This window comes from Vibrio sp. 2134-1, from assembly GCF_033339495.1.
The window spans coordinates 174,153-197,513 of sequence record NZ_JAWOUS010000002.1 but is presented as its reverse complement, the minus strand read 5'-3'; the positions used below and the strand labels follow the sequence as shown (position 1 = coordinate 197,513).

Annotated in this window: 5 protein-coding genes; 2 read left to right on the top strand and 3 right to left on the bottom strand. The window is 46.0% G+C overall.

All coding sequences use genetic code 11. The annotated features are described in order from the left end of the window. Nucleotides 1–62 precede the first annotated feature (62 nt). The gene (locus R7R78_RS03205; protein ID WP_225473022.1) at nt 63–18,683 is read right to left on the bottom strand and encodes a retention module-containing protein; all 18,621 of its coding nucleotides are present in this window, start codon (nt 18,681–18,683) and stop codon (nt 63–65) included. Between the two features lie 861 nt (nt 18,684–19,544). On the opposite strand from R7R78_RS03205, the gene R7R78_RS03200 reads away from it, so the two are divergent. Then, entirely contained in the window at nt 19,545–19,796 is a 252-nt protein-coding gene (locus tag R7R78_RS03200) for a YgjV family protein (RefSeq protein ID WP_005376619.1), read from the top strand. Nucleotides 19,797–19,884: 88 nt separating this feature from the next. On the opposite strand, the gene R7R78_RS03195 is transcribed toward R7R78_RS03200, so the two are convergent. Both R7R78_RS03195 and R7R78_RS03190 read right to left on the bottom strand, forming a co-directional pair. Continuing rightward, complete coding sequence (locus tag R7R78_RS03195) at nt 19,885–20,166, bottom strand: DUF2218 domain-containing protein (RefSeq protein WP_005376622.1); 282 nt, start codon at nt 20,164–20,166, stop codon at nt 19,885–19,887. A 41-nt stretch (nt 20,167–20,207) separates the two neighbouring features. Then, a complete protein-coding gene (locus R7R78_RS03190; protein WP_225473021.1) occupies nt 20,208–22,214 on the bottom strand; it encodes a TonB-dependent siderophore receptor in 2,007 nt (668 codons plus the stop codon). 116 nt (nt 22,215–22,330) lie between these two features. On the opposite strand from R7R78_RS03190, the gene R7R78_RS03185 reads away from it, so the two are divergent. Then, nucleotides 22,331–23,299, top strand: coding sequence for a helix-turn-helix domain-containing protein (locus R7R78_RS03185; protein ID WP_213866754.1), 969 nt, complete (start codon nt 22,331–22,333; stop codon nt 23,297–23,299). Nucleotides 23,300–23,361 lie beyond the last annotated feature (62 nt).

Below are 23,361 nucleotides of genomic sequence, written 5' to 3'. Positions count from 1 at the left end.
AAGCTTTCCCGAAAAAAATGGGCGGCTTATCAGAGCCGCCCATTTTTGTGTTGTATACAGGTTTATCCGTTATCAATAACACCGTTGTTGAGCAATGACTCTACAATCTCGTTGGAGCTGAGACCGTTGAAGTCGATTGAAGTACCTAAGTTTTCCACGACAATAGTCTGTTGAACATTTGCATCCGTCGTAATGTTCAGAGAAACACTTTCCGTCGATGCATCGTAGTCTGCCGAAATGTGACCAAGCAGATCATCCATGTCGATCATTGAGTTATTGAGATCAGAGATAACTTCACGTAAATCGATACTGTCTTCGTTAACAGTGAAGTCAGTAATGGTATCCACTGCCCCTTCATCAACGGAATCTACCGTCCACTTGAAGATATCGCTGCCGTCTCCACCCGTTAAGATATCTGAGCCTAAGCCACCGATAAGCACGTCATCACCATCACCACCCAGAATAACGTCGTCACCGTCTCCACCAATCAAGTTGGTACCTGTGTCTCCGCCGACTAAATAGCTGTCGTCCACTGCGGTTGACTGGTCAATATCGTCGCTATCACTACTCACATCCAAACTAATTTGGACAGGTGAAGACTGCGCTTCATCGCCATTAGATTCCGTTGATATCGCCGTAAGCGAAATATCGTAAGAACCGACATCAATACCACTGTTAGTATCTGTTGCGACAATTTCTAGCGTATCAATTTCATCGCTTGGTACTGTCCAAGTGGTACCATCGAAGCTAATGCCTGATGGAGAAACGCCACTTGTTACCTCAGCACTAGCTGGTACGCCCGTTAGCTCCAAAGACAGCACCTCGTCAATATCAGTAAGCGCCGCCATGATTCCGACAATCGCTAAACCTTGACTGCTCGCGGTTTGGCTAGCCGCAATTTGACGAATGTAATTAAACTGAGGATTGATACTCAATGTAGGTGCATCAGCTACAGGTGTCACATTGATAGTGAAGTCTTGATTCGCTTCCAATGCGGTACCCGATGCATTTTCGAAGTACACGCCGTTGTCTTCGACTTTCACCGATAAAGTGATTGAAGCTGCGTTGACATCTCCTGCATCCACAAATACCCCCTCAGAAGCGTCTGTTGCTCCAAGAACGGAGTTAATATTATCTGGTGTGCCCATTAGGGTGATTTCACCAGCCATCCCCGCCCCAACAGTCACACCACTACCTGCTGGCGGCTCGACACGAAGGTCGCCCTCGGTAACTGTAAGAGTCACGGTCATGCTTTCATTTGCTTGTGCGCCCGCAAAGTCGACGTCACTCACACTAATACCCGTTATTTTCTGGCCATTGGCTTCGTTGATCGTATCCGTTACCGACGTTGCAGTGATTTCAGGTGCGTCATTGGTCGCTTCAACATTCAACACTGCTGTGCCCGCGATTGTAATTGGGTCTGGAGCGCCGTTAGTGGTTCCGTCATCTGTGATTTCATAAGTGAAATTAACGTCACCAAAGAAATCTGCTGCGGGTTCAAACGTCCACTCTGTCGCACTCACTTGAGTCAGCGTGCCGGAAGTTGGGTCCACTAACGCAACATTATCGACGGTCAAGTTGTCTGACTCAGGATCACTTGCGTTGCTCAGCAACTCAGTAGCCGTAATAGTTACCGAACCACCATCTTCTTCGGTACTACTCAACGTTACCTCTGATGTTACCGGTGCATCGTTCACCTCAGTGACTTCGAAGGTCGCCGTTCCTGACACCGTTTGAGGATCTGAAACACCGTTCGTTGTACCGTTGTCGGTAATGTCGTAGGTCAAATCGACCTTGCCGTTGTAGCCAGGCGCAGGAGTAAATGACCATGTACCTGTTACGTTGTCGAAATCCAATGTGCCGCTGCTTGGATCAACCAACTGGACATTGCTCACCATCAAGGTGTCGTTTTCAATATCAGACGCATTCGCCAACAAATCAGCTTGGGTAATATCAACCGCCGTACTGTCTTCTGCGATATCAGAAAGTGTCACTTCAGACGTCGTTGGAGCATCATTGACTTCCGTTACGTTGAACGATGCGCTGCCGTTAACCGATTTAGGATCGGATGCACCATTTGTCGTGCCATCATCTGTAATGGTGTACGTGATTTCAACTGGACCGTTGTAATCTGGTGCTGGGGTAAATTCCCACTCTCCCGTGCCACTGTTGAAAGTAATGCTGCCCGAATTCGGATCCGTTAACTGAACATTGCTGACCGTGAGGTTATCGTTCTCTACGTCTGTCGCATTCGCAATAAGATCCGCTTCAGAGATGGAGAACACACCACTGTCTTCTTCAATATCCGGTAGCGTCACTGGCGTAGTTTCTGGGGTATCATTCACCGCTGTTACTTCAATATTGAAGCTGCTGCTGTTGGTATTTAGGGTGTCATCTACCCCACCAATTACGATACCTTCATTACCTTGGTCATCGACTGTCACGTCCACCTGAACGTCACCAAAGAAGTTCAGCTCTGGGTTAAACTCAATCAGACCGTCTGCAATGGCATTGTTTAGATCGGCCACTGTGCCTTTCAGTTCAACGGAGTCCGTACCATCACCGCTCACGGTTAGGTTGTAAGTAGCGATGAGCGTTGGATTAAGCTCCAAGATACCGCTGTCGACGTTCACATTGAGTACGTATTCAGCATTCGGATCATCGAGTACGGCATCAATATCGGTAATGCTGAAACCATCAAGCAGCATTGGCGTATCTTCTGGTGTTTCCACATCCACGGTATTGACGAACTCTGGACGATCGTTCACTGCTTCAACATCAACAGTGACATCAAACTCCTCTGCGGAGCCCAAGCTTTGACTGCCATCGAGCCCAGTATCAACGGCTTGCACTTTGAAATGCAGCGAACCATCCCATGAGTTATCGTTGCGATCACCAGAATTAAACACCACTTGATCCAAGTCTTGAGCATTGATTTCTAAGACAAAAACGCCGCCGCCTTGGTCAGTAAATACTGTCCCATCAGGTAATGAAACGCTCGCCCCATCAGGGACATTTGAGACCTCAACTCTCAGCGTCTCTGGATCATTTTCCTGGTAGTTTGCACCATCTCCGATGGACTCTTTGTTATCAACCACTAACGCATTTACATTAATAACAATGTCTTCGCCCTCATTACCTGCAGCCGAAGTGTCGGGGTTCACATCAACATCATCACCAATAGGATTGACAATAAGCGTAAAGTTGTTGTTTCGTTCCGTTGGAACTTGTAGCAACTCCTCTTGAATGAAGACCGTAATACCTATCTCAGCCTCGCCACTAAAGTGTTTTGGCGGTTTAATTTGGATGTCACTCAGGTCAATGGACGTCTGAGTGAGATCTTTTAGTTGAATACTCCATTCGCCCCCACCGTTGTTCTTAACAACATAATCAGAGGAATTGGATTTAACGATAAAATCATCAGGAAGTCCCGTTAACTTGAGTGAAACGAAACTCTCAGAACCGTCATTATCGTTTAGGCTGATCGAAACACCAGAGCCCGATTGATTCAGCGAAATTAAAGTATCTTCGTCACCAATCACCGTGATTGGCTGCGTCGGATCGGCACCTGTAATGGTAATGTCATCAACGACTGGCGTAACTTCAAATGTGACATCGTCAGTGAAGGTTCTTACATCTATATTATCGCCAGAGTTATTCAAGATAGACTGATCAAACACAGCTTCATCAGTAATTTCTCCCTCGATATTAATCTTGACGGTATTTTGGCCACCACCTACGGGGTAATTTTCTTTTGGCTTAAACAGAACATTGTCAAGCGCACCAGCTAAAATCTCAGCTTCATTAAACTCAATACTGGTTCCTAAGCTGTTACCATTGGCATCAACAAACTCACCTAATGTTGTGTCATCAAGCTCTAACTTGATGTTCGTTAGTGTTTCTCGACCACCTTGAGTGTTGTTAAATTGATCGGCAAAATCAACACTTAAGTTAAGCTGGATTAAGCCATCTTCGTAACCGACACCATCCGCCGTGGGAACGTCGTTATTTAGATCAGTTACAGGTTGTTTGTTTGCATCCAAGCCGAAAGTACCAACGATATCTACTTTTACATTCGGTGTGACATCGCTATCCAACGGCTGATCCCCGGCTGAACTCGGAACGTCTGCAACCGGTAAAACCTGAACTGGAAACTGGACATTATTTTCTTTTTCATCACCGGACTCAGTGTCTTTAGTGACGAACCGAATTGGTAATTCGAAATCACCTGAGTAATCTTCTGCCAAGTGCATCGTCAAACCATCAAGGCCAGTAATATTTCCACTCGCATCGATATGGGCTTGGAACACGTATTTGCCATTGACAAAGTCGATATCCGTCCCCGTAATCACCAAACCAGGAGGAATGCCAGGAGCTGAAGGATCGACGATAATAGTCAAGACATCCTCCACGCCATCTGCATTAATCGCATCAACTTTCGACGTTAACTGAGCACCAAGGTTGATAGAATTATCTTCCAACGCTTGAATTTGGACATCATCAGCCACCTGAATCTCTGCCGCTACACTCATTTGCGGTGTGAGAACGGTAGGAAATTCAAGTGTCACATCCGTTTGGCGCATGACCGTCGCATCTTTTTCGTTGCCCAAATCTTCGCCCAAATCATTCACTTCTGCGTAAATGGTTAAGCCAATTTGAGAGAGACCACCGTTATCGCCATCGTCACTGTCATCGTTTGGTGTTAAATCAAGTCCAGACGGCGCTTTAATTGAGAAGTTGTCTTCATTAGTTACTGTCCAACGACCTCCACCTTCATTTAGTGCACCGACGATAACCAATTGGTTGAGGATCTCAGGGTCCACATTGTGAAATTGAACAACAAGTTGAGTCACCACTTCATCTGAAGACGCATCAAACTCTTGATATTTAATGATATGAGCACCAGATTCGCCCCCCATAGAAGTGTTGATCGTAAAGTCAATGTTACCTTGATCGTCTGACTTCACGATATCGGTAGCACCACCACCACTTTCAGTGACAAGCAGACGGGTTTGGTCATCTATTGCCCCCGTATTATCCTCTGGCTCAACGATTGGATTAACTTGGACATTCACCGTACCATTGATGGTTTTCTCAGCGATACCTTCACCGGGATTCGAAGCGTCAACATATTCATGGTCAATCTCTTTCACAGTGACGGTCGTGGTCAAGTCAAAGTCAGTACTTGAATCCTGCTCCAACTGGACTTGAACATAGCCACTTTGAGAGATTTTAGCGGAAAAATCTTGCTCTGATTCACCGGCTTGCGGTGAAAGCGTTAGTGTTCCAGAAACAAGCGTTTGTGCCACACCATCTACATAGACCGTGCTGCCTGGAGGAAATCCAGAGATGGTTACATCACTAAAGAATTCATCGGTATCAGGGCTTTGTACGAGCGTCGGTTTCCAATCGATGTCAAAGCGCGTATCTTCATCTCCCTCCGATCGAACAACGTAGTTATCTTGAGCGTCAATAACGGGTTCGACCTTGATCCTTACCTCTCTTTCAATCACACGACTATGACCATCATTCTCGGTAACAATGATCGTCCCTGTAATCGCAATGTTTTCAGTTGAAGAGGCTTCCGGAATAATTTGAATACCGGAATTAAAATTCAGCCCAGTGATGTTTGCTTCGTAAATCGGTTGACCGTTACCATCATAGCCAACAAAGGTGAGGTCAACGCTTGAGCCGTCTGAATCTACGACACGAACACCGTCGGGGATGTTGGACAGGATAACAGTAATGGCTTCTGAATCATCCTGTGGTCTATCGGCAACTTCACCAGATACAACCGAGAAGTTAAGGTTTACAACACCATTCTCTTCGATAGTCGTCTCTATCCCGGCCACATCTCCGTCTACGAACCGGTTCCAAACGTTCCCCGCGTCAATTAATACCGTGTCTGGTATGTCAGCAACACCTTTTACACCAACGATGACGGTCTTACTGCCCAGTGACAACACATCTTCTGTCGTACCGGTAGACAATGATGCTGTGTCTTTCACAATGCCTTCGACATTGAAAGTAAAGTCATCATTGCTGTGCAACGGAGGAAGAACTTCGACGTTCGCTAATTCAGACTCTGGCACTTCGTAATAAAGTACATTGCCGCCTGAATCGGTCACTTCTACTATCTGACTTGGGTTTGCTGAGTCCAGCCACACCAAAGTAACCCCATCAATTGAGAAGTTAGAAATGCGCACAAATAACGCTTCAGAACCATCTAAGTCCGCTGATGGTTTCATGGTGATCACTTCACTTAATTGGAGTGGGTCGTGATCAGTGACAGGGTCTACCGTATTTTGAGTTCGAGCGTTATCCTCAAACACATTAATTCGATTTACAGTAAAACTACCTTTATCCGCAACTGGGTTTACATCAATAATGATGGTTTCGGTTTCTGAGCGAGCGGTATCTTTCCCAAGCAGTGGATTGTTGTTTTCCGTCGTAATAGCGGTGACATCAATTCTGATTTCGCCCGAGAAGTTATTTATCGGATCAACTTGAACTTCATCAATTCGGCTTGCATCCACCAGATAAACACCACCGGATTTTGGTATCGCACTACCATCTGAATAGACTAACTCTGCGTTACCTTCTCCTTGTGTAAAGACAAGCTCGTACACAATGCCTTCAGGGTTACTAGTGTCTTGGGTTTCAGCCGTGATGTTAAGTGCGACATTGTTTCCATCTTCATCAACCGAGTAGTTAAATTCGCTGCTTGCCGTCCACGTTGCAATATCTGCAACGGCAGCAACTTCAATTTCTAAACGACCATTAATCGTATGATCTGGCGTACCATTGTTAAGAATTTCCACACGGATACGAGGATCGATACCAGAAGCATCGGTTGATGTATGACGATCTGGTACGAAGTACAAGTTATCTAACGAGACAAGCTCACCATTGAATGACTGCTCGACATTTGATGCGTCGAGAACAACCGTATTGCCCACAGATGTTAATTCAATGTAGTTGCCACTGCCGTCTCTGTAGTAGAACGTACCGTTGTGAGTATCAGCATCTCGAATAGTGATGTCACCTAAGCTCTCGTTACGGTCGATATCATGTAAATTGATAACCAAGTCGACTTTCGCAGGGCTAACATCCAGCGTCGACAAGTTGTCCTGAGTATTTGCAGAGTCAACGCCCACAACGACACCATCACGCCCTTGGTCTTCGAACGCAGTAACGGTAGACGTGTCAATTTGCGCATTGCGGTCTCTTATCGAGATATCCACATCGGCATCTGCGATATCGCCATCACCATCGGTTGCAACAACGTTGATGGTGAAATCAATCGAGTCGGTTTCGGTATGGTCAAGATCGTCATTCGGACGGAATGACACACTGCCATCGGTTCGAACAACCAAACGACCGATTTCAGTATCCACTCCGTCAAGAACCTTGTGAACAAATACGACTTGGTCGCTGCCGTTCAAATCGACAGAATCAGAATCAACACCGTTTTGCTTAAAGTAAATGCCTGAATCATCAGCCGAGAATGAAGTCACTTGTGCGCCGTCAGCACCAAGGTCATCATCCCCCTCTACAGGGTCTCGGAATAAACGAACCGTGCGGCTGCCTTGTCCCTCAACACGCGAAATAGATGCATCGTGCAAGGTTGGAACATCATCGGTAATCGTCACTGGTAAGTTAATACCTGCCGTATCACCATCGACATCGGTCGCAAAGACTGGGAGATCAAGTATGAGTGTATCTTCGCCTTGAGTTGAGTGATCTAGCGCACCCTCAAGCGTAAACTTGTAAGAGCCGTCAGCGTTCAAAACTAGCGTGAACACTGAGTTACCATCAGGTGTTTGACCTTGATAAGTAAAGTTGTTGTTGCTTACCGCGGTTTGAACTAACGTCACCGCAAGACCACCTGAAGTTACTCCTGGTATCGGGTTAGAAGTAAGATCCAGCTGATAAGAGACAACGGTATCTGCCCCTTCCACCGTATCGAAATTGCCCGTTGCTTCTAGGCTGTCTTTGTTGGTTGCCTGAGAGCCGTTGGCAAGGTCATCCTCATCAACAGCCAAAGCATCTGCTGATTTAATTTCGGGAATGTCATCAACTACGGTAATTGGAAGATTCAGTGATGATGACGTGTCACCATCAAAGTCTGTTACTGTAATTGGAATATCAATGACAAGGTTGTTTTCACCTTGAACAGCGTCATGGTCGATTGGTCCCAACAGCTCAAATTGGTAGCTGTCATTATTCGCATCAAGAGACAGCGTGAAGATCTTAGTTGATGTGCCAGTAATAACCGCTTCGTAACTGGTTACTCCACCATTCGTGCCTACTAGATTCAACTCGATGCTGCTGCCGTTCGACGTTAAGCCAGACACGACTGCATCGAGGTCTGAAACTTGGTAGCTGACAATCTTGTCTGCACCAGCAACGACTTCAAATCCACCAGTCAATACCGTTGAATCGCTACTTGTCGTGTCAGAGCCACCAGCAAGATCATCTTCATCAACGGTTTGTTGGCTTGAGTCTGTCACTTTCACAATCGCTGGAACATCGTCCACTACTGTGATCGGCAAGGTGATGTTATTGGACACATCACCGTCAAAATCGGTCGCGTTGACAGGGAAGTTGATGACTAACGAGTTTTCATCGTTACCCGCAGGATGATCAAGTGCACCCAACAGTTCAAATTCATAACTGTCTGCTGAACCATTTAGCGTCAGTTTAAAGACGGTGTCCGTCGTACCTTGTACATAAGCTCGGTACTCAATCACACCGTTTGAATTTGAAAACTCAATCAACTCAAGCGGTTGACCACCTGAGGTAAGTCCAGAAACAGGCGACGTTAAGCTATCCAACTGGAAGCTAACGATAGAGTCGGCACCATCAGTAACGTCAAAGTTGCCACCAATGATATTGGATTCTGGCGTGTCGTCTGAACCTTGGCTTGGAATATCATCCTCATCCACAGACAAGGTACTACCAGAGCTAATAGCATCAATGGTTGGCTTGTCATCTACGATGGTCACTGGCAAGGTCGCAGTGATGGTATCGTTGTCGCCATCCGTGATCTTCACAGGTAGATTCAACAAAATCTCATCAGAGTTAACCGCGTGATCTAACTGACCAGATAACTCAAAGTCGTATTTACCATCTTGATGAAGTGTCAACGTGAAGACCGTCACTCCACCCTGAGTTTGTCCCACGTATACAAGCGCGTCAGCAGTTGAAGCGCCAACGTCTTGAGAAAGTGTTACCTCTTCTCCACCCAATTTCAGATACGGGATAGGATTTGAGCTTAGATCCAATTCGAAAGCATCAATACCATCTGCGCTAGTGACTTCGAATTCACCTGATACCGTTAACGACTCTTTAGTACCATCAGAACCAAGAGGTAAGTCATCTTCGTCGACACGTAGACTTTCAATATTGGTAACAACTGGAACATCGTCCACAACGGTAATTGGCAATGTGAAGGCTGGTGAAGTATCACCATCATTATCTGTCGCCGTCACAGGGAGGTTAATAACAATCTCGTTTTGCTGATTACCATCGGGATGATCAAGCGGCTTCTGTAAATCGAACTCGTAGGTGTTGTTCGTTGCATCCAACGTCAGTTCGAACACCACTTCAGCAGGATTGCCAGCGACACCTTGGTATACGTTCACGCCGTTTGCGCTAGAAGACAGGACTAAGGTGATAGCTTCACCATCTGAAGTCAGTGACGCAACAGGCGTGGTCAGGTCACTCAGCTGAATAGAAGCAACTTGGTCAGCACCTTCGGTGATATCAAAAGTACCTGAAATAACAGTATCTTCTGCACTTGCAGCATCCGTACCTGCTGGTAGGTCATCTTCATCAACGGTTTGTTCGCTGCCTGCTAGCAAACCATCAATGGTCGGAACATCATCCACAACCGTAATTGGTAAGGTGATGTTGTTCGACACGTCTCCATCAAAGTCAGTCGCGTTTATCGGTAAATTTATGATCAGTTCATTCTGGCCATCAGCATTTGGATGATCGAGAGGAGCGAGCAAATCGAACGTGTAGCTGTCATCAGAGGCATCGAGGGTTACACGGAATACTGGTGTCGTCGTGCCATCAATACGAGCTTCGTAAACTGAAACGCCACCTGCGTTTGATACTTCAACCATAACCAGAGATTGACCACCAGAGGTCAGGCCTTGTACTGGCGTCGTTAGGTCAGAAACGCTGTACTCGACAATGCCATCAGAACCATCAGTCGCGATGAAGTTACCGGCAATGCTGTTCGACTGTGTACCATCAGATCCGACTGTTGGGATATCATCCTCATCAACCGTTTGCACACTTGTTGCTTCGATTCCACCAAGTGTCGGCTTGTCATCAACGATCTTGACAGGAATTGTCTCAGCAGAGGTATCGCCATCAAAGTCTGTCGCGATGATTGGGAAGTTGAGTGTTAACTCATCGCTATCTACCGCATGGTCGATTGGACCTTCTAGCGTGAAGTTATAAGAGCCATCAGTATTCACTATCAGCGTAAAGACCGCTTCACTACCCGCCGTCGCCTCGTAAGTAAAGCTGCCATCACCATTTGCGCTTTCAGTCAGCGTGACTGCCACGCCTTGTGATGTGAGTCCAGCCACTGGTGTTGCTGAAGCATCAAGCTGATAGCTCACTACTCGGTCAGAGCCTTGTGTGGTGGTGAAGTTGCCATCGATTGAAATCGGGCCAGTCTGATCCGAACCAATCGTGCCTAAGTCATCTTCGTCAACGGTAATCGCATCGACATCGGTAATGGTCGGCTTATCATCCACTATGGTGACTGGGATCGTTTCTGTGGTGGTATCACCATCAAAATCCGTCGCGATGATTGGGAAGTTCAGTGTCAGCTCATCACTGTCTACCGCATGGTCGATTGGCCCTTGAAGCGTGAAGTTGTATGAACCATCCGTATTAACGGTCAGCGTAAATACGGCTTCAGTTCCTGCTGTTGCTTCATAAGTGTAGCTACCGTCGCCGTTTGCGGTTTCAGTCAGCGTCACTGCCACACCTTGCGATGTTAGACCATCAACTGGCGTTGCAGCAGTATCTAATTGGTAGCTTACTACCCCATCAGAGCCTTGCGTTGTAGTGAAGTTGCCATCGATTGAAATTGGATCTGAGCCATCAGAGCCAATCGTCGCTAAGTCATCTTCATCCACGCGGATTGCGTCTACGTCAGTGATGGTTGGTTTATCGTCAACGATGGTGACAGGTAGTGTTTCTGTCGACGTATCGCCATCAAAATCTGTCGCGATAATAGGGAAGTCGATTTGTAGACTGTCGCTATTCACCGCATGGTCTAATGGACCTTGCAGAGTAAAGGTGTAGCTGCCATCTGGCTTCACCACTAATTCAAATACGGCATTGCCATCTGCTGTGGCTGTGTAAGTAAAACTGCCGTCGCCGTTAGCAGTTTCAGCAAGCACGACAGGCTCACCATGAGAGGTCAACCCTGCTACTGGATCTGCCGTTGCATCAAGCTGGTATTTAACAACACTGTCTGAGCCTTCAGTTGTGGTAAAAGAACCCGACATAAACGCATCATCGTTTTGGTCTGAGCCAATTGAGGCGAGATCATCTTCGTCTACTGTTAGTGGAACAACATTGTCAATGGTTGGAACGTCATCAGTAATCGTAACTGGAATGGTCGCGGTCGTCGTATCTCCATCAAAGTCTGTTGCAATGATTGGGAAGTTCAGAACTAATTCATCGCTGTTTAACGCATGATCAACCGGACCTTCCAGACGGAAGTTGTATGTGCCGTCTGCATTCACATTCATGGTGAAAACCGGATTGCCATCCGCGGTAGCCACGTAAGTAAAGCTGCCATCGGCATTCGCAGTCTCTACCAAAGTAACTGGCTCACCTTGAGAAGTTAAACCTGCGACAGGATCAGAAGTTGAATCAAGTTGGTAGCTCACCACACGGTCTGAACCTTGAGTAGTCGTAAACGCGCCTTCCACAAACACAGCATCAGTTTGGTCTGAGCCAATACCTGATAAATCATCTTCATCCACAGCAAGAGGCACAACATTATCGATGATTGGCGCATCATCTGCGATCGTAACGGGAATGGTTGCCGTGGTCGTATCACCATCAAAATCGGTGGCAACAATTGGGAAATCAATCGTCAGGCTATCGCTGTTGGCGGCATGATCAATCGGGCCTTGCAGCGTAAAGTCGTACGTACCATCTGTTGCTACGTTTAACGTGAAGACTGGATTACCGTCAGCGGTCGCCACATAGGTAAAGCTGCCGTCACCATTCGCGGTTTCCACCAAGGTAATCGCCTCACCTTGAGATGTCAGACCCGCAACAGGATCAGCGGTTGAATCTAGTTGATAGCTCACCACTCGGTCAGAGCCTTGTGTGGTCGTAAACGCGCCTTCAACGAACAGATCGCCGCCTGGGTCTGAGCCCACACCGCTAAGGTCGTCTTCATCGACACTCAACGCATCCACCGCTGTAATGGTCGGTACATCATCAACAATCGTGACTGGAATGGTTTCAGTAACGGTGTCGCCATCAAAGTCGGTTGCGATAATTGGGAAGTTAAGTGTCAGCTCATCACTATCAACTGCGTGATCAATTGGCCCTTCAAGCGTGAAGTTGTATGAGCCATCAGTATTTACAGTCAGCGTAAAGACCGCTTCAGAGCCCGCTGTTGCTTCGTAGGTAAAACTGCCATCACCATTTGCAGTTTCTGTTAGCGTGACAGCCACACCTTGCGAGGTTAAACCGTCAACTGGTGTTGATGTGCCATCGAGTTGGTAGCTCACCACTCGGTCTGAACCTTGCGTGGTGGTAAAGTTACCATCAATAGAAATTGGATTGCTTTGGTCTGAACCGATTGACGCTAGATCATCTTCATCAACCGTGATTGCGTCGACGTCAGTAATCACTGGCTTATCGTCCACGATCGTCACAGGGATCGTAGCGTTTGTGGTGTCGCCATCAAAGTCGGTCGCAATAATTGGGAAGTTGAGTGTCAGCTCATCGCTATCTACCGCGTGGTCGATTGGACCTTCAAGCGTGAAGTTATAGCTACCATCAGTATTCACTGTCAGCGTAAAGACCGCTTCAGTCCCCGCTGTCGCCTCGTAAGTAAAGCTGCCATCACCATTTGCGGTTTCCGTCAGTGTGACTGCCACGCCTTGTGATGTGAGTCCAGCCACTGGTGTTGCTGAAGCATCAAGCTGATAGCTCACTACTCGGTCAGAGCCTTGTGTGGTGGTGAAGTTGCCATCGATTGAAATCGGGTCAGTTTGGTCTGAGCCAATCGTACCTAAATCATCCTCATCAACGGTAATCGCATCAACATCGGTAATAGTTGGCTTATCGTCCACGATGGTGACTGGGATCGTTTCTGTGGTGGTATCACCATCAAAATCCGTCGCGATGATTGGGAAGTTCAGCGTCAGCTCATCACTGTCTAACGCATGGTCGATTGGACCTTGAAGCGTGAAGTTGTATGAGCCATCCGTATTTACTGTTAGCGTGAAGACCGATTCAGTACCTGCCGTCGCTTGGTAAGTGAAGCTACCATCACCGTTTGCAGTTTCAGTCAGGGTCACTGCCACACCTTGCGATGTTAGGCCATCAACTGGCGTTGTAGCAGTATCTAATTGGTAGCTTACTACCCCATCAGAGCCTTGCGTTGTAGTGAAGTTGCCATCGATTGAAATTGGATCTGAGCCGTCAGAGCCAATCTTCGCTAAGTCATCTTCATCCACGCGGATCGCGTCTACGTCGGTGATGGTTGGTTTATCGTCAACGATGGTGACAGGCAGTGTTTCTGTCGACGTATCGCCATCAAAATCTGTTGCGATAATCGGGAAGTCGATTTGTAGACTGTCACTATTCACCGCATGGTCTAGTGGGCCCTGCAGAGTAAAGGTGTAGCTGCCGTCTGACTTCACTACCAATTCAAATACGGCATTGCCATCTGCTGTGGCTGTGTAAGTAAAACTGCCGTCGCCGTTAGCAGTTTCAGCAAGCACGACAGGCTCCCCATGAGAGGTCAACCCTGCTACTGGATCTGCGGTTGCATCAAGCTGGTATTTAACAACGCTGTCCGAGCCTTCAGTTGTGGTGAAAGAGCCCGACATAAACGCATCATCGTTTTGGTCTGAGCCAATTGAGGCGAGATCATCTTCGTCTACTGTCAGTGGGACAACATTATCAATGGTTGGAACATCATCAGTAATCGTGACTGGAATGGTCGCGGTCGTCGTATCGCCATCAAAGTCTGTTGCAATGATTGGGAAGTTCAGAACTAATTCATCGCTGTTTAACGCATGATCAACTGGGCCTTCTAGACGGAAGCTGTATGTACCGTCTGCATTCACGTTCATGGTGAAGACAGGATTGCCATCCGCGGTAGCCACGTAAGTAAAGCTGCCATCGGCATTCGCAGTCTCCACCAAAGTAACAGGCTCACCTTGAGAAGTTAAACCTGAAACAGGATCAGCCGTTGAATCAAGTTGGTAGCTCACCACACGGTCTGAACCTTGGGTAGTGGTGAACGCACCTTCCACAAACACAGCATCAGTTTGGTCTGAGCCAATACCTGATAAATCATCTTCGTCTACAGCCAGAGGCACAACATTATCGATGATTGGCGCATCATCAGTAATCGTGACTGGAATGGTTGCCGAAGTCGTATCACCATCAAAATCGGTGGCAATAATTGGGAAATCAATCGTCAGGCTGTCGCTGTTGGCGGCATGGTCAATCGGGCCTTGCAGCGTAAAGTCGTACGTACCATCTGTTGCTACGTTTAACGTGAAAACAGGATTGCCATCTGCGGTCGCCACATAGGTAAAGCTGCCATCACCGTTGGCGGTTTCCACCAAGGTAATCGCCTCACCTTGAGACGTTAGCCCCGCAACAGGATCAGCGGTTGAATCCAGTTGATAGCTCACCACTCGGTCAGAGCCTTGAGTGGTCGTAAACGCGCCTTCAACGAACACAGCGTCAGTTTGGTCTGAGCCCACGCCGCTAAGGTCATCTTCATCGACACTCAACGCATCCACCGCTGTAATGGTCGGTACATCATCAACAATCATGACTGGAATGGTTTCAGTAACGGTGTCGCCATCAAAGTCGGTTGCGATAATTGGGAAGTTGAGTGTCAGCTCATCACTATCAACAGCGTGATCAATTGGCCCTTCTAGCGTGAAGTTATAAGAGCCATCAGTATTCACTATCAAAGTAAATACAGGGTTGCCACCCGCTGTCGCTTCATAAGTGAAACTGCCGTCACCGTTTGCGGTTTCTGTTAGCGTGACCGCTAAACCTTGCGAGGTTAAACCGTCAACTGGTGTTGATGAGCCATCTAACTGATAGCTCACCACTCGGTCTGAACCTTGCGTGGTGGTAAAGTTACCATCAATAGAAATTGGATTGCTTTGGTCTGAACCGATTGACGCTAGATCATCTTCATCAACCGTGATTGCGTCGACGTCAGTAATCACTGGCTTATCGTCCACGATCGTCACAGGGATCGTAGCGTTTGTGGTGTCGCCATCAAAGTCGGTCGCAATAATTGGGAAGTTGAGTGTCAGCTCATCGCTATCTACCGCGTGGTCGATTGGACCTTCAAGCGTGAAGTTATAGCTACCATCAGTATTCACTGTCAGCGTAAAGACCGACTCAGTGCCTGCTGTTGCTTGGTAGGTAAAGCTGCCATCAGCGTTTGCGGTTTCAGTTAGCGTGACTGCCACGCCTTGTGATGTGAGTCCAGCCACTGGTGTCGCAGAAGCATCGAGCTGATAACTCACTACTCGGTCAGAGCCTTGTGTGGTGGTGAAGTTACCATCGATTGAAATTGGGTCAGTCTGGTCTGAGCCAATCGTGCCTAAGTCATCTTCATCAACGGTAATCGCATCGACATCGGTAATAGTTGGCTTATCATCCACGATGGTGACAGGCAATACGATTTGGCTTGTGTCACCATCGAAATCGGTAGCAATAACGCTAAAATCAAGGGTTAAGCTGTCGCTATTTGCCGCATGGTCGATTGGACCTTGCAGCTCAAAGCTGTACGAGCCGTCGGTATTCAAAATTAATGTGAAGACTGCGCTGCCATTTGCCGTTGCGCTGTAGGCATAGCTGCCGTCTGCATTTTGCGTTTCGGCAATGGAGACGGTTTGTCCTTGAGATTGCAGGCCATTTAAAGAATCAGCGTTTACATCCAACTGATACTGTACGACGCCATCAGAACCTTGAGTTGTCGTAAACTGACCTTCGACCAGCGTTGACTGTGATTGGTCAGAGCCTACCAAACTTAAGTCATCTTCATCGACGGTAAGAGCGACAACGTCATTAATGGTTGGCACATCATCGGCAATGGTTACCGGTAGAACAAGTGAACTGGTGTCACCGTCAAAGTCCGTTGCGACAATAGTGAAGTCTAGAGTTAAGCTATCGCTACCCACAGCGTGATCGATTGGACCTTCAAGGGTAAATGAATAAGAACCGTCAGGGTTAACTTGTAAGGTGAAGATAGCGTCCCCTTCTGCCGTTGCAGAATAGGTAAAACTACCATCTGAGTTGACAGTTTCCGTCAGAGAGATAGATCGCCCCTGTGATTCCAACCCATTGAGTGGATCAGTGCCGCTTTCTAATTGATAACTTACAACACGGTCTGAGCCCTGAGTCGTTGTGAAACTGCCTTGCGCGAGCACAGAGTCACTTTGATCAGAGCCGACGCTTGATAAATCGTCTTCATCTACGGCTAGCGCCTCAACGCCATCAATCGTAGGAACGTCATCTTGAACTTGAATGACAATTTGCGCTGCTTCTGGTGTGTTCGAACCGTCGGTAATCGAGGAGCGATCACCATCCGCATCTACCGCGTAAACTGGCAGTGAGAAAGTAAGCGAGTCATCGTTAGCACCCGTATGGTCAAGTTGTTCATACAAGTTGAATTGGTATTCGCCCAATGCAGGTGCATCAATCGCCACATCAAATACGGTAATACGCACACCATCCAGCTCGATGAAGCCTTCGTAAGTACGTACGCCGTTACTCTCGGACGCTAGTTCTAGTTGAACAACCTGCCCTTGAGATTGGAGTTCTCCACCAACATTAAACTCTGTAGGTTCCAACTCATAGTGATCAATGATGTCACTTCCGACCGCTGTCGTGATCGACCCAGTACCACTTGTTACTGCCGCGCCTTCCTGTGAACCTTGGTCAACCCCCGCCTCGTCTAAAGACAAGCCCGTCACGTTCTCAATCACTGGATTATCGCCATCGAGGATGGTCATCGTAAAGGTGTTGCTTGCCGTATCTTGGTCGAAATCGACGATTGTGGTTAGCAAAGAGAGCTCAATCGTATCTTCACCGTTTGTTTGTTCTAACGGCTTAAATTGCTCAAATTGGTAGGTACCATCAGTATTCAAACTGATGGTTAAGACGGTTTCATTCGAGCCCGCAATGGACAAGGTGATAGTACTGCCGTCTTCAGAGAGTACCGCTTCTGTCGCCTGATTATCACTCAGTAGGCCATCGAACTGACTAAGTCCTTCTTGATTAAACGTGACCGTTGCCAATTGATCACTACCAATATCAACAAAAGTGCCAGTAATTGGTGTAGAAGAAGATTCAACGTTTTCAAAAGTAACGTTCTGCGGCGCAGGATCATCGCCATCAATAACGGTTGTCGTAAAATCGATAGGCGCTTGAATGCTATTACCACCAATATCTGCGCCTGTAATGTCAAAAGCGATATTGATTTGATCACCGACGATAGATACTTGGCCATCAGCGATGGACGCCACATGGTCAATACCCTGGCTAATCGTGGTAACGACCTCTAACTCTAAATCACGGCCTAAAGATGTCGCTTCGATCTCGATACGAAGCACTTCGTTACCACCTTGAGTGCCGATAATGGCATTTTGCGCTTCGTCGTAAACGAACGCTACTGGCTGACCACCAGAGGTAATGTCACTATTTAACTCGGTTAACAAAGACTCTAATGAGGACGTTTCAGGTACAAATGAAGCAGTATCAAGTGCGAGATCCCCTGCTTCAACCAGCACACTAGAAGAAATGGTTTGCGGGTAGCTAGATAGAGAAATTGAGCCTTCTGTTACGCTAGATTGCAGTGACTGCCCACCATCAGCAAAGATCGTGACATTCAAACCGTCATCTTCATCGCGATCATCTTCTCCGCTGCGAGTCGCAGACGTTTCAAAAAAAGTAGACGCGAGTACTTCCGGGTTATTATATTCAACCGTCACGTAGCCAGCATTAGCCGAGCCTTCAGCACCTGCGCCAGCAGCTGTTGCTTCTAAGATAGCGGTAGGGTCAGCTCCGTCTAAAATAGCTTGCTGGATAGCGGCAATATCGTTGGCGTCGAAGTCAGCACTTCCAATAGCCGTTGGGTCAAAAGTCACCAAGCCATTAACTGGAGATTGTACCAATACTGGTTCTAACGGTTCAGAAGAAGGCACAGGAAGACAAGCAACACAATTTGCGTCGACCAGATAAAGCTCATTATTTATCTGTACGTCGAGAGAAGCATTATTTTCTGTGATAATAATCTCGCCAGGTCTTAACTCATCCCCTGATTTTATGACCTTAACGTTTCCGTCCAGGCCCAAAACCAAAACTTCACCTTTGACAGCATTTACAATCGCGCTCTGCGGTACCGTGTGCGTACTCATCTGACCTCCGCTAATGGCTTACGTTTCCCATTAACCTTTTTAGATAATTTCTTATTAATTTAGTGCGGCATACTGCACACCTTTATACGATTAAACTAAGTATTGAATCATTAAACAATCGATAAATACCCTACTACCAAGCAACATAAGTAAAACTTACTCGTAGTCACAGAAATGTGACACATGTGCTGACGCGTAGATATCGAATAATTATATGAAATTGATATCTTATTCTGATTAAGTGTAGTTGTTTTAAGAAAAGAAGAGAGATGAAATCATTCAGCTAAACGCCAGACTGCCGGTTGCGATCAATAATGGAAGAAAAGCAATGAGAATGTTGTATACACCGGATCGTGATGACAGCTTAATCAATATCGGTGACGAAAAAAACGTAACGATTAAATATTGAACAACATAAATTGCAGGACAAAATGCAACGATAAAAAAGTGGCTTACGATATGAATCCCCGCACACCACGAGTTCGGTTTTGTTCTGATATACAGCAAAAAAAACACGAGCAAGCTAATAATAAAATACATAAATACAGCACTTGAAAATAATTATCATTTTCAATCATATGTAAATATTCCCTTACTTTCAATGGTGTTTGAGCTATTAATGTCATCGTTATTATCAATCAACACAATAAGTAAAATTATCAGTAATTCCAGCCCTAAACGTTTGCGTAATCGCTAACCTTCTCTTAACCTTGATTTGAGGCTTTTATCACGGTTTTTCCATTGATATAGTGCGTCCATACAACAAAAAAAGACCATTCGAGGCATGGAGCTTCCTCATTAATCTCAAGATGAGAAGAATTGGTACCGACAAAATTCGGCAGATTTTAAGAGGGTCAAAAAATGGACATGAATATGGTTGAGATTTTAGGTTATGCAGCTTCAATCATGGTCGCTATTTCGCTAACTATGAAAGATATTGTTAAGCTTCGTATCCTTAACTTTATTGGTTGTGCGCTATTTACTGCTTACGGACTAATGATTGATTCTTGGCCTGTAGTACTAACTAACGGTTTTATAGCTTGCGTTAACATCTACTTCCTAGCAAAAATGCAGCAGGAAAAAAAAAGCCTAGAGCCTGAGAAAGCGCAATAGCATTCAAACAATAAAAGCCCGCAAATCATAAGATTGCGGGCTTTTGCTTTTAACATTCCCTTTCTATCACAGCATCCTTAAACGAGCGCTAACGAACCCAGCTAAGTGCTAATGTTTCTCGACGAGAAAACATGTCCACATGCGATGAAATGATCGCCTTCACCGTATTCAGTTTCTCTTCTGAATCCGCCTCACAGGTTATAGTTAAGCTAGATGCACAAAGGTTAAACTCAGCTTTTCCCGTCGGAAATGTCACCAAACCGCTATTTTCATTCCAAGTAGCAGGAACTTTTCGTCCAAAATGCCGACAAAGCGTCACTAAGTATTTGTCAGCGTGTTCGCTATCTATTCGGGTGCTTTCTTTAATCATGAACTTACTCGTTACTTTGAAACGTCCTATGAAGAACCTTGTTAGAATTGATAAGCTGCAGAGAGCTTGAAGTTGCGACCCGGCTCGTAGTCATCAAGTGTGAAGCCACGTGCAGTACCAGAACGAGACGCGTGAGAGCTGTACAACTCGTCAAATACATTATCAATACCAAAGGTCACCGACAGTCCATCAATATCAGACGGCACCCATTGAGCGTATAGATTATGTACATCATAACTTGCTTTCTTTGGCTGACCATCAAAGACGTTGTCTTCCTCTAGAACAAACATTGAGTTCCACCCGAAGATCGTTTCTAAAGCGTCTGACTGGTAATCCAAAGTTAGAGCAATGCTATCACCCATATCAATGCTACGCCCATTGCCCCCAGCAACAGCACCACCAGTATTCTTGTTTTTGGTGTCCGACTTAGAGTAAGAAAGTTTGCTGTTAAACTTGTCGTAACCATAAGAAGCACTTGCCTCAAAGCCTTTAATCTCAACATCACCTAAGTTGTAAATCAGGTAAGTTTGAGTCGCGTTTTGGTACTGATCTGCAATGTAATCATCAATTTCCGTTTGGAATACCGTAATATTCGCCCCAAAGAAATGCTTATCAAAGGTTTTATCAAAACGAACACCACCCTGCGTGTTCAATCCCGTTTCTGGCTTTAGCCCATCCTCTAAAAATGCAACGTCTTGGTAAGCAATAAAGGTTTCCATTAGCTCTGGACCTTTAAATAGAGAACGTGCACTCGCAAACAACGTCCAATCTTGAGTCACCGCCCACTCTGCAGCTAGAGCCCAAGTCACATCATCATAATTACTGGTTCCTGTCTCAGCTTTGCGTTTGTAATCATCAAAGCGCATACCTGCGGTAATAAAGAAGGCATCAGAGAAGAAGAACTGATCTTCTACAAACAGTGCGGTTGAAATCGCCGATTCGTCCATAAACTTACGACTACCGTAGTAACTCGAAGACGTTTTATCCATGTAGTCGAAGCCATAAGTGACTCGATTATCAAACTCACCTAACATAACATCTGACTGGAATTTGCCATTCAAACCAAAGTTTTGGTTTTTGGCGGTGTTCTTTGATAAACGGTTCGAGGGCCAACGAGGGGCCATCACCGTTTCGTCACGTTTAATTTCTGTCTCGGTATTATAAAGAGTGACGTTTCCTTGGTGTTGTTCGCCTCGCAACTCGTAACTCAAAGTAACGGTATCGCGGTCATAATCCGTAGGGATAAGTAACTTGCTCGACAGGCTATTATTTGCACTACCAGACATATCAGGACGCGGACTGTAATCTCCACTGTCTCGGTACATGTCATAAGAGAGCTCAAAACGATGGATGTCATTTAGTTCATACCCCAGCTTAGCCAGAATGTTGTAAACATCACCTGCAGCACCATAGGTTTTATTGCCATCACCATCTTCAAAATCATCACGCGTAACGTAATGGCCATAGACCATCGCATCAATGTTTTCGGACAAAAGTCCGTACAGTGTCAACGAACCTTGTTGGTTGTCGTTGGATGCATAGCCGCCATAAACACGCGCACCAAACTTTTCATCGTAACGAAGTAAGTCACGAGCGTCTTTCGTTTCAAAGTAGACCGAACCGCCTAACCCGTTTTGAGTCACAGAGTTATTACCTACCTGAATGTCCGCAGATTTGAGAATGTCAGGGTTCAACGTCAAGTTACCAATATGATGGAACATGCTCGCATGCTGAGAAGCACCGTCAAGACGAATGTCCAAATCGGTTTCGCTCAAACCACGAATCGTAATACGTTGATTCACAGAGTGTGTTCCACCAACATCCACACCGGGAATATCGCGCAGTAAATCAGACATATGATCGGCTTGCTTCAGTGACATGTCGTCCGCAAACATCGACTCAGTGTTGCTGGAAACTTTCGTTCCCCATACAACGACCTCTTCAAAATGTGACTCAGTATCTTGAGCTAAAACAGGGGTTGATAGCGCCATTCCCACTGCAAGGCAAAGGCTTGAAAGCTTGATAGGTGAACAAGCAGGGCTTTCCATAACTTCATTCCTAAATATTAATGATAATAATTCTCAGGTATAATAAGCATGAGTTTTATAAATACAAAGGCGATTTGGTTATGCGAAATCGCACAAGTGTTATGAGGAAGTGTCAAATGCAGGAAGTCACAACAAAACGAACTAAAATTGCCAAGATAGCTTTAACCCAAAGACTAGAGGCGACAGAGAAACAATGGATTGTCACGCAAGGCCAACCTTGTCAAACTCAACTGGCCGAAGGTAAGTTCCTATCATATCAGTACAATGATCAAATTTTTGTTCATGGCGGGCGTTGTCTAGAACTTATTGATTCGAATATTGTTTCTACTGCACACGCCTCACTGCTGGTCACTATTCTTTTAGAAGGTAGACTCTCGTTTGGCTACGACGATTTGCAATTTGATTTAGACGCGAGCGACGGCCCTAAGGGTGTAGTGGTGAACTTACTCAAACCTGCAAATTTTCGTCGTTCACTGCTCAAAGATAACCTCATTAATAAGATCAACATATTGGTTAAGCCCCAATGGCTAGAGGCCCGCCTTGAGCAAAATTGTAGTCATCGAGCCTTTTTTAACTCTCATCAGGCGTTTCAACAGTTGGAGCTTACCCAGACGCTATGCGAACTGGCTGAAACGTTAACAAATATAGAAACACCGCAAGAGTTTCAAGAGAAGCTAGAGGTCGAAAGCTTGATCTATCAAATATTACATCAAGCCACCAAGCAAATTCCTAAGAATTTCAGTGCTAAAAACAGCAGTATTGAACGACACATTGATGGTCGGATTGAGGATATTGTCAGCTATATTGAAACTCACCTTGATCAAGAACTACGCTTGGAAAAGTTGGCGAGCCAATTCTCAATGAGTGTTTCAAACCTGCAGCGCCGATTTAAACAATCACTTAATATGACCATAAACGGCTACATTCGTTTTCGACGTCTTGAGATTGCTAGGCAACATTTGGAACGTGGCCTAGTGACGATAACAGAAGCCGCCTATGAAGCCGGATACCACCACCCTTCTAACTTCACTTATGCCTTTAAAAAGGCATTTGGTGTGCCACCACATGAAGTGATTAAAGAGTAAGGGGACTCTAGGTAACAGACTGTTATTTAGGAGTGTCTTATCCACAACATCGGTATATACTC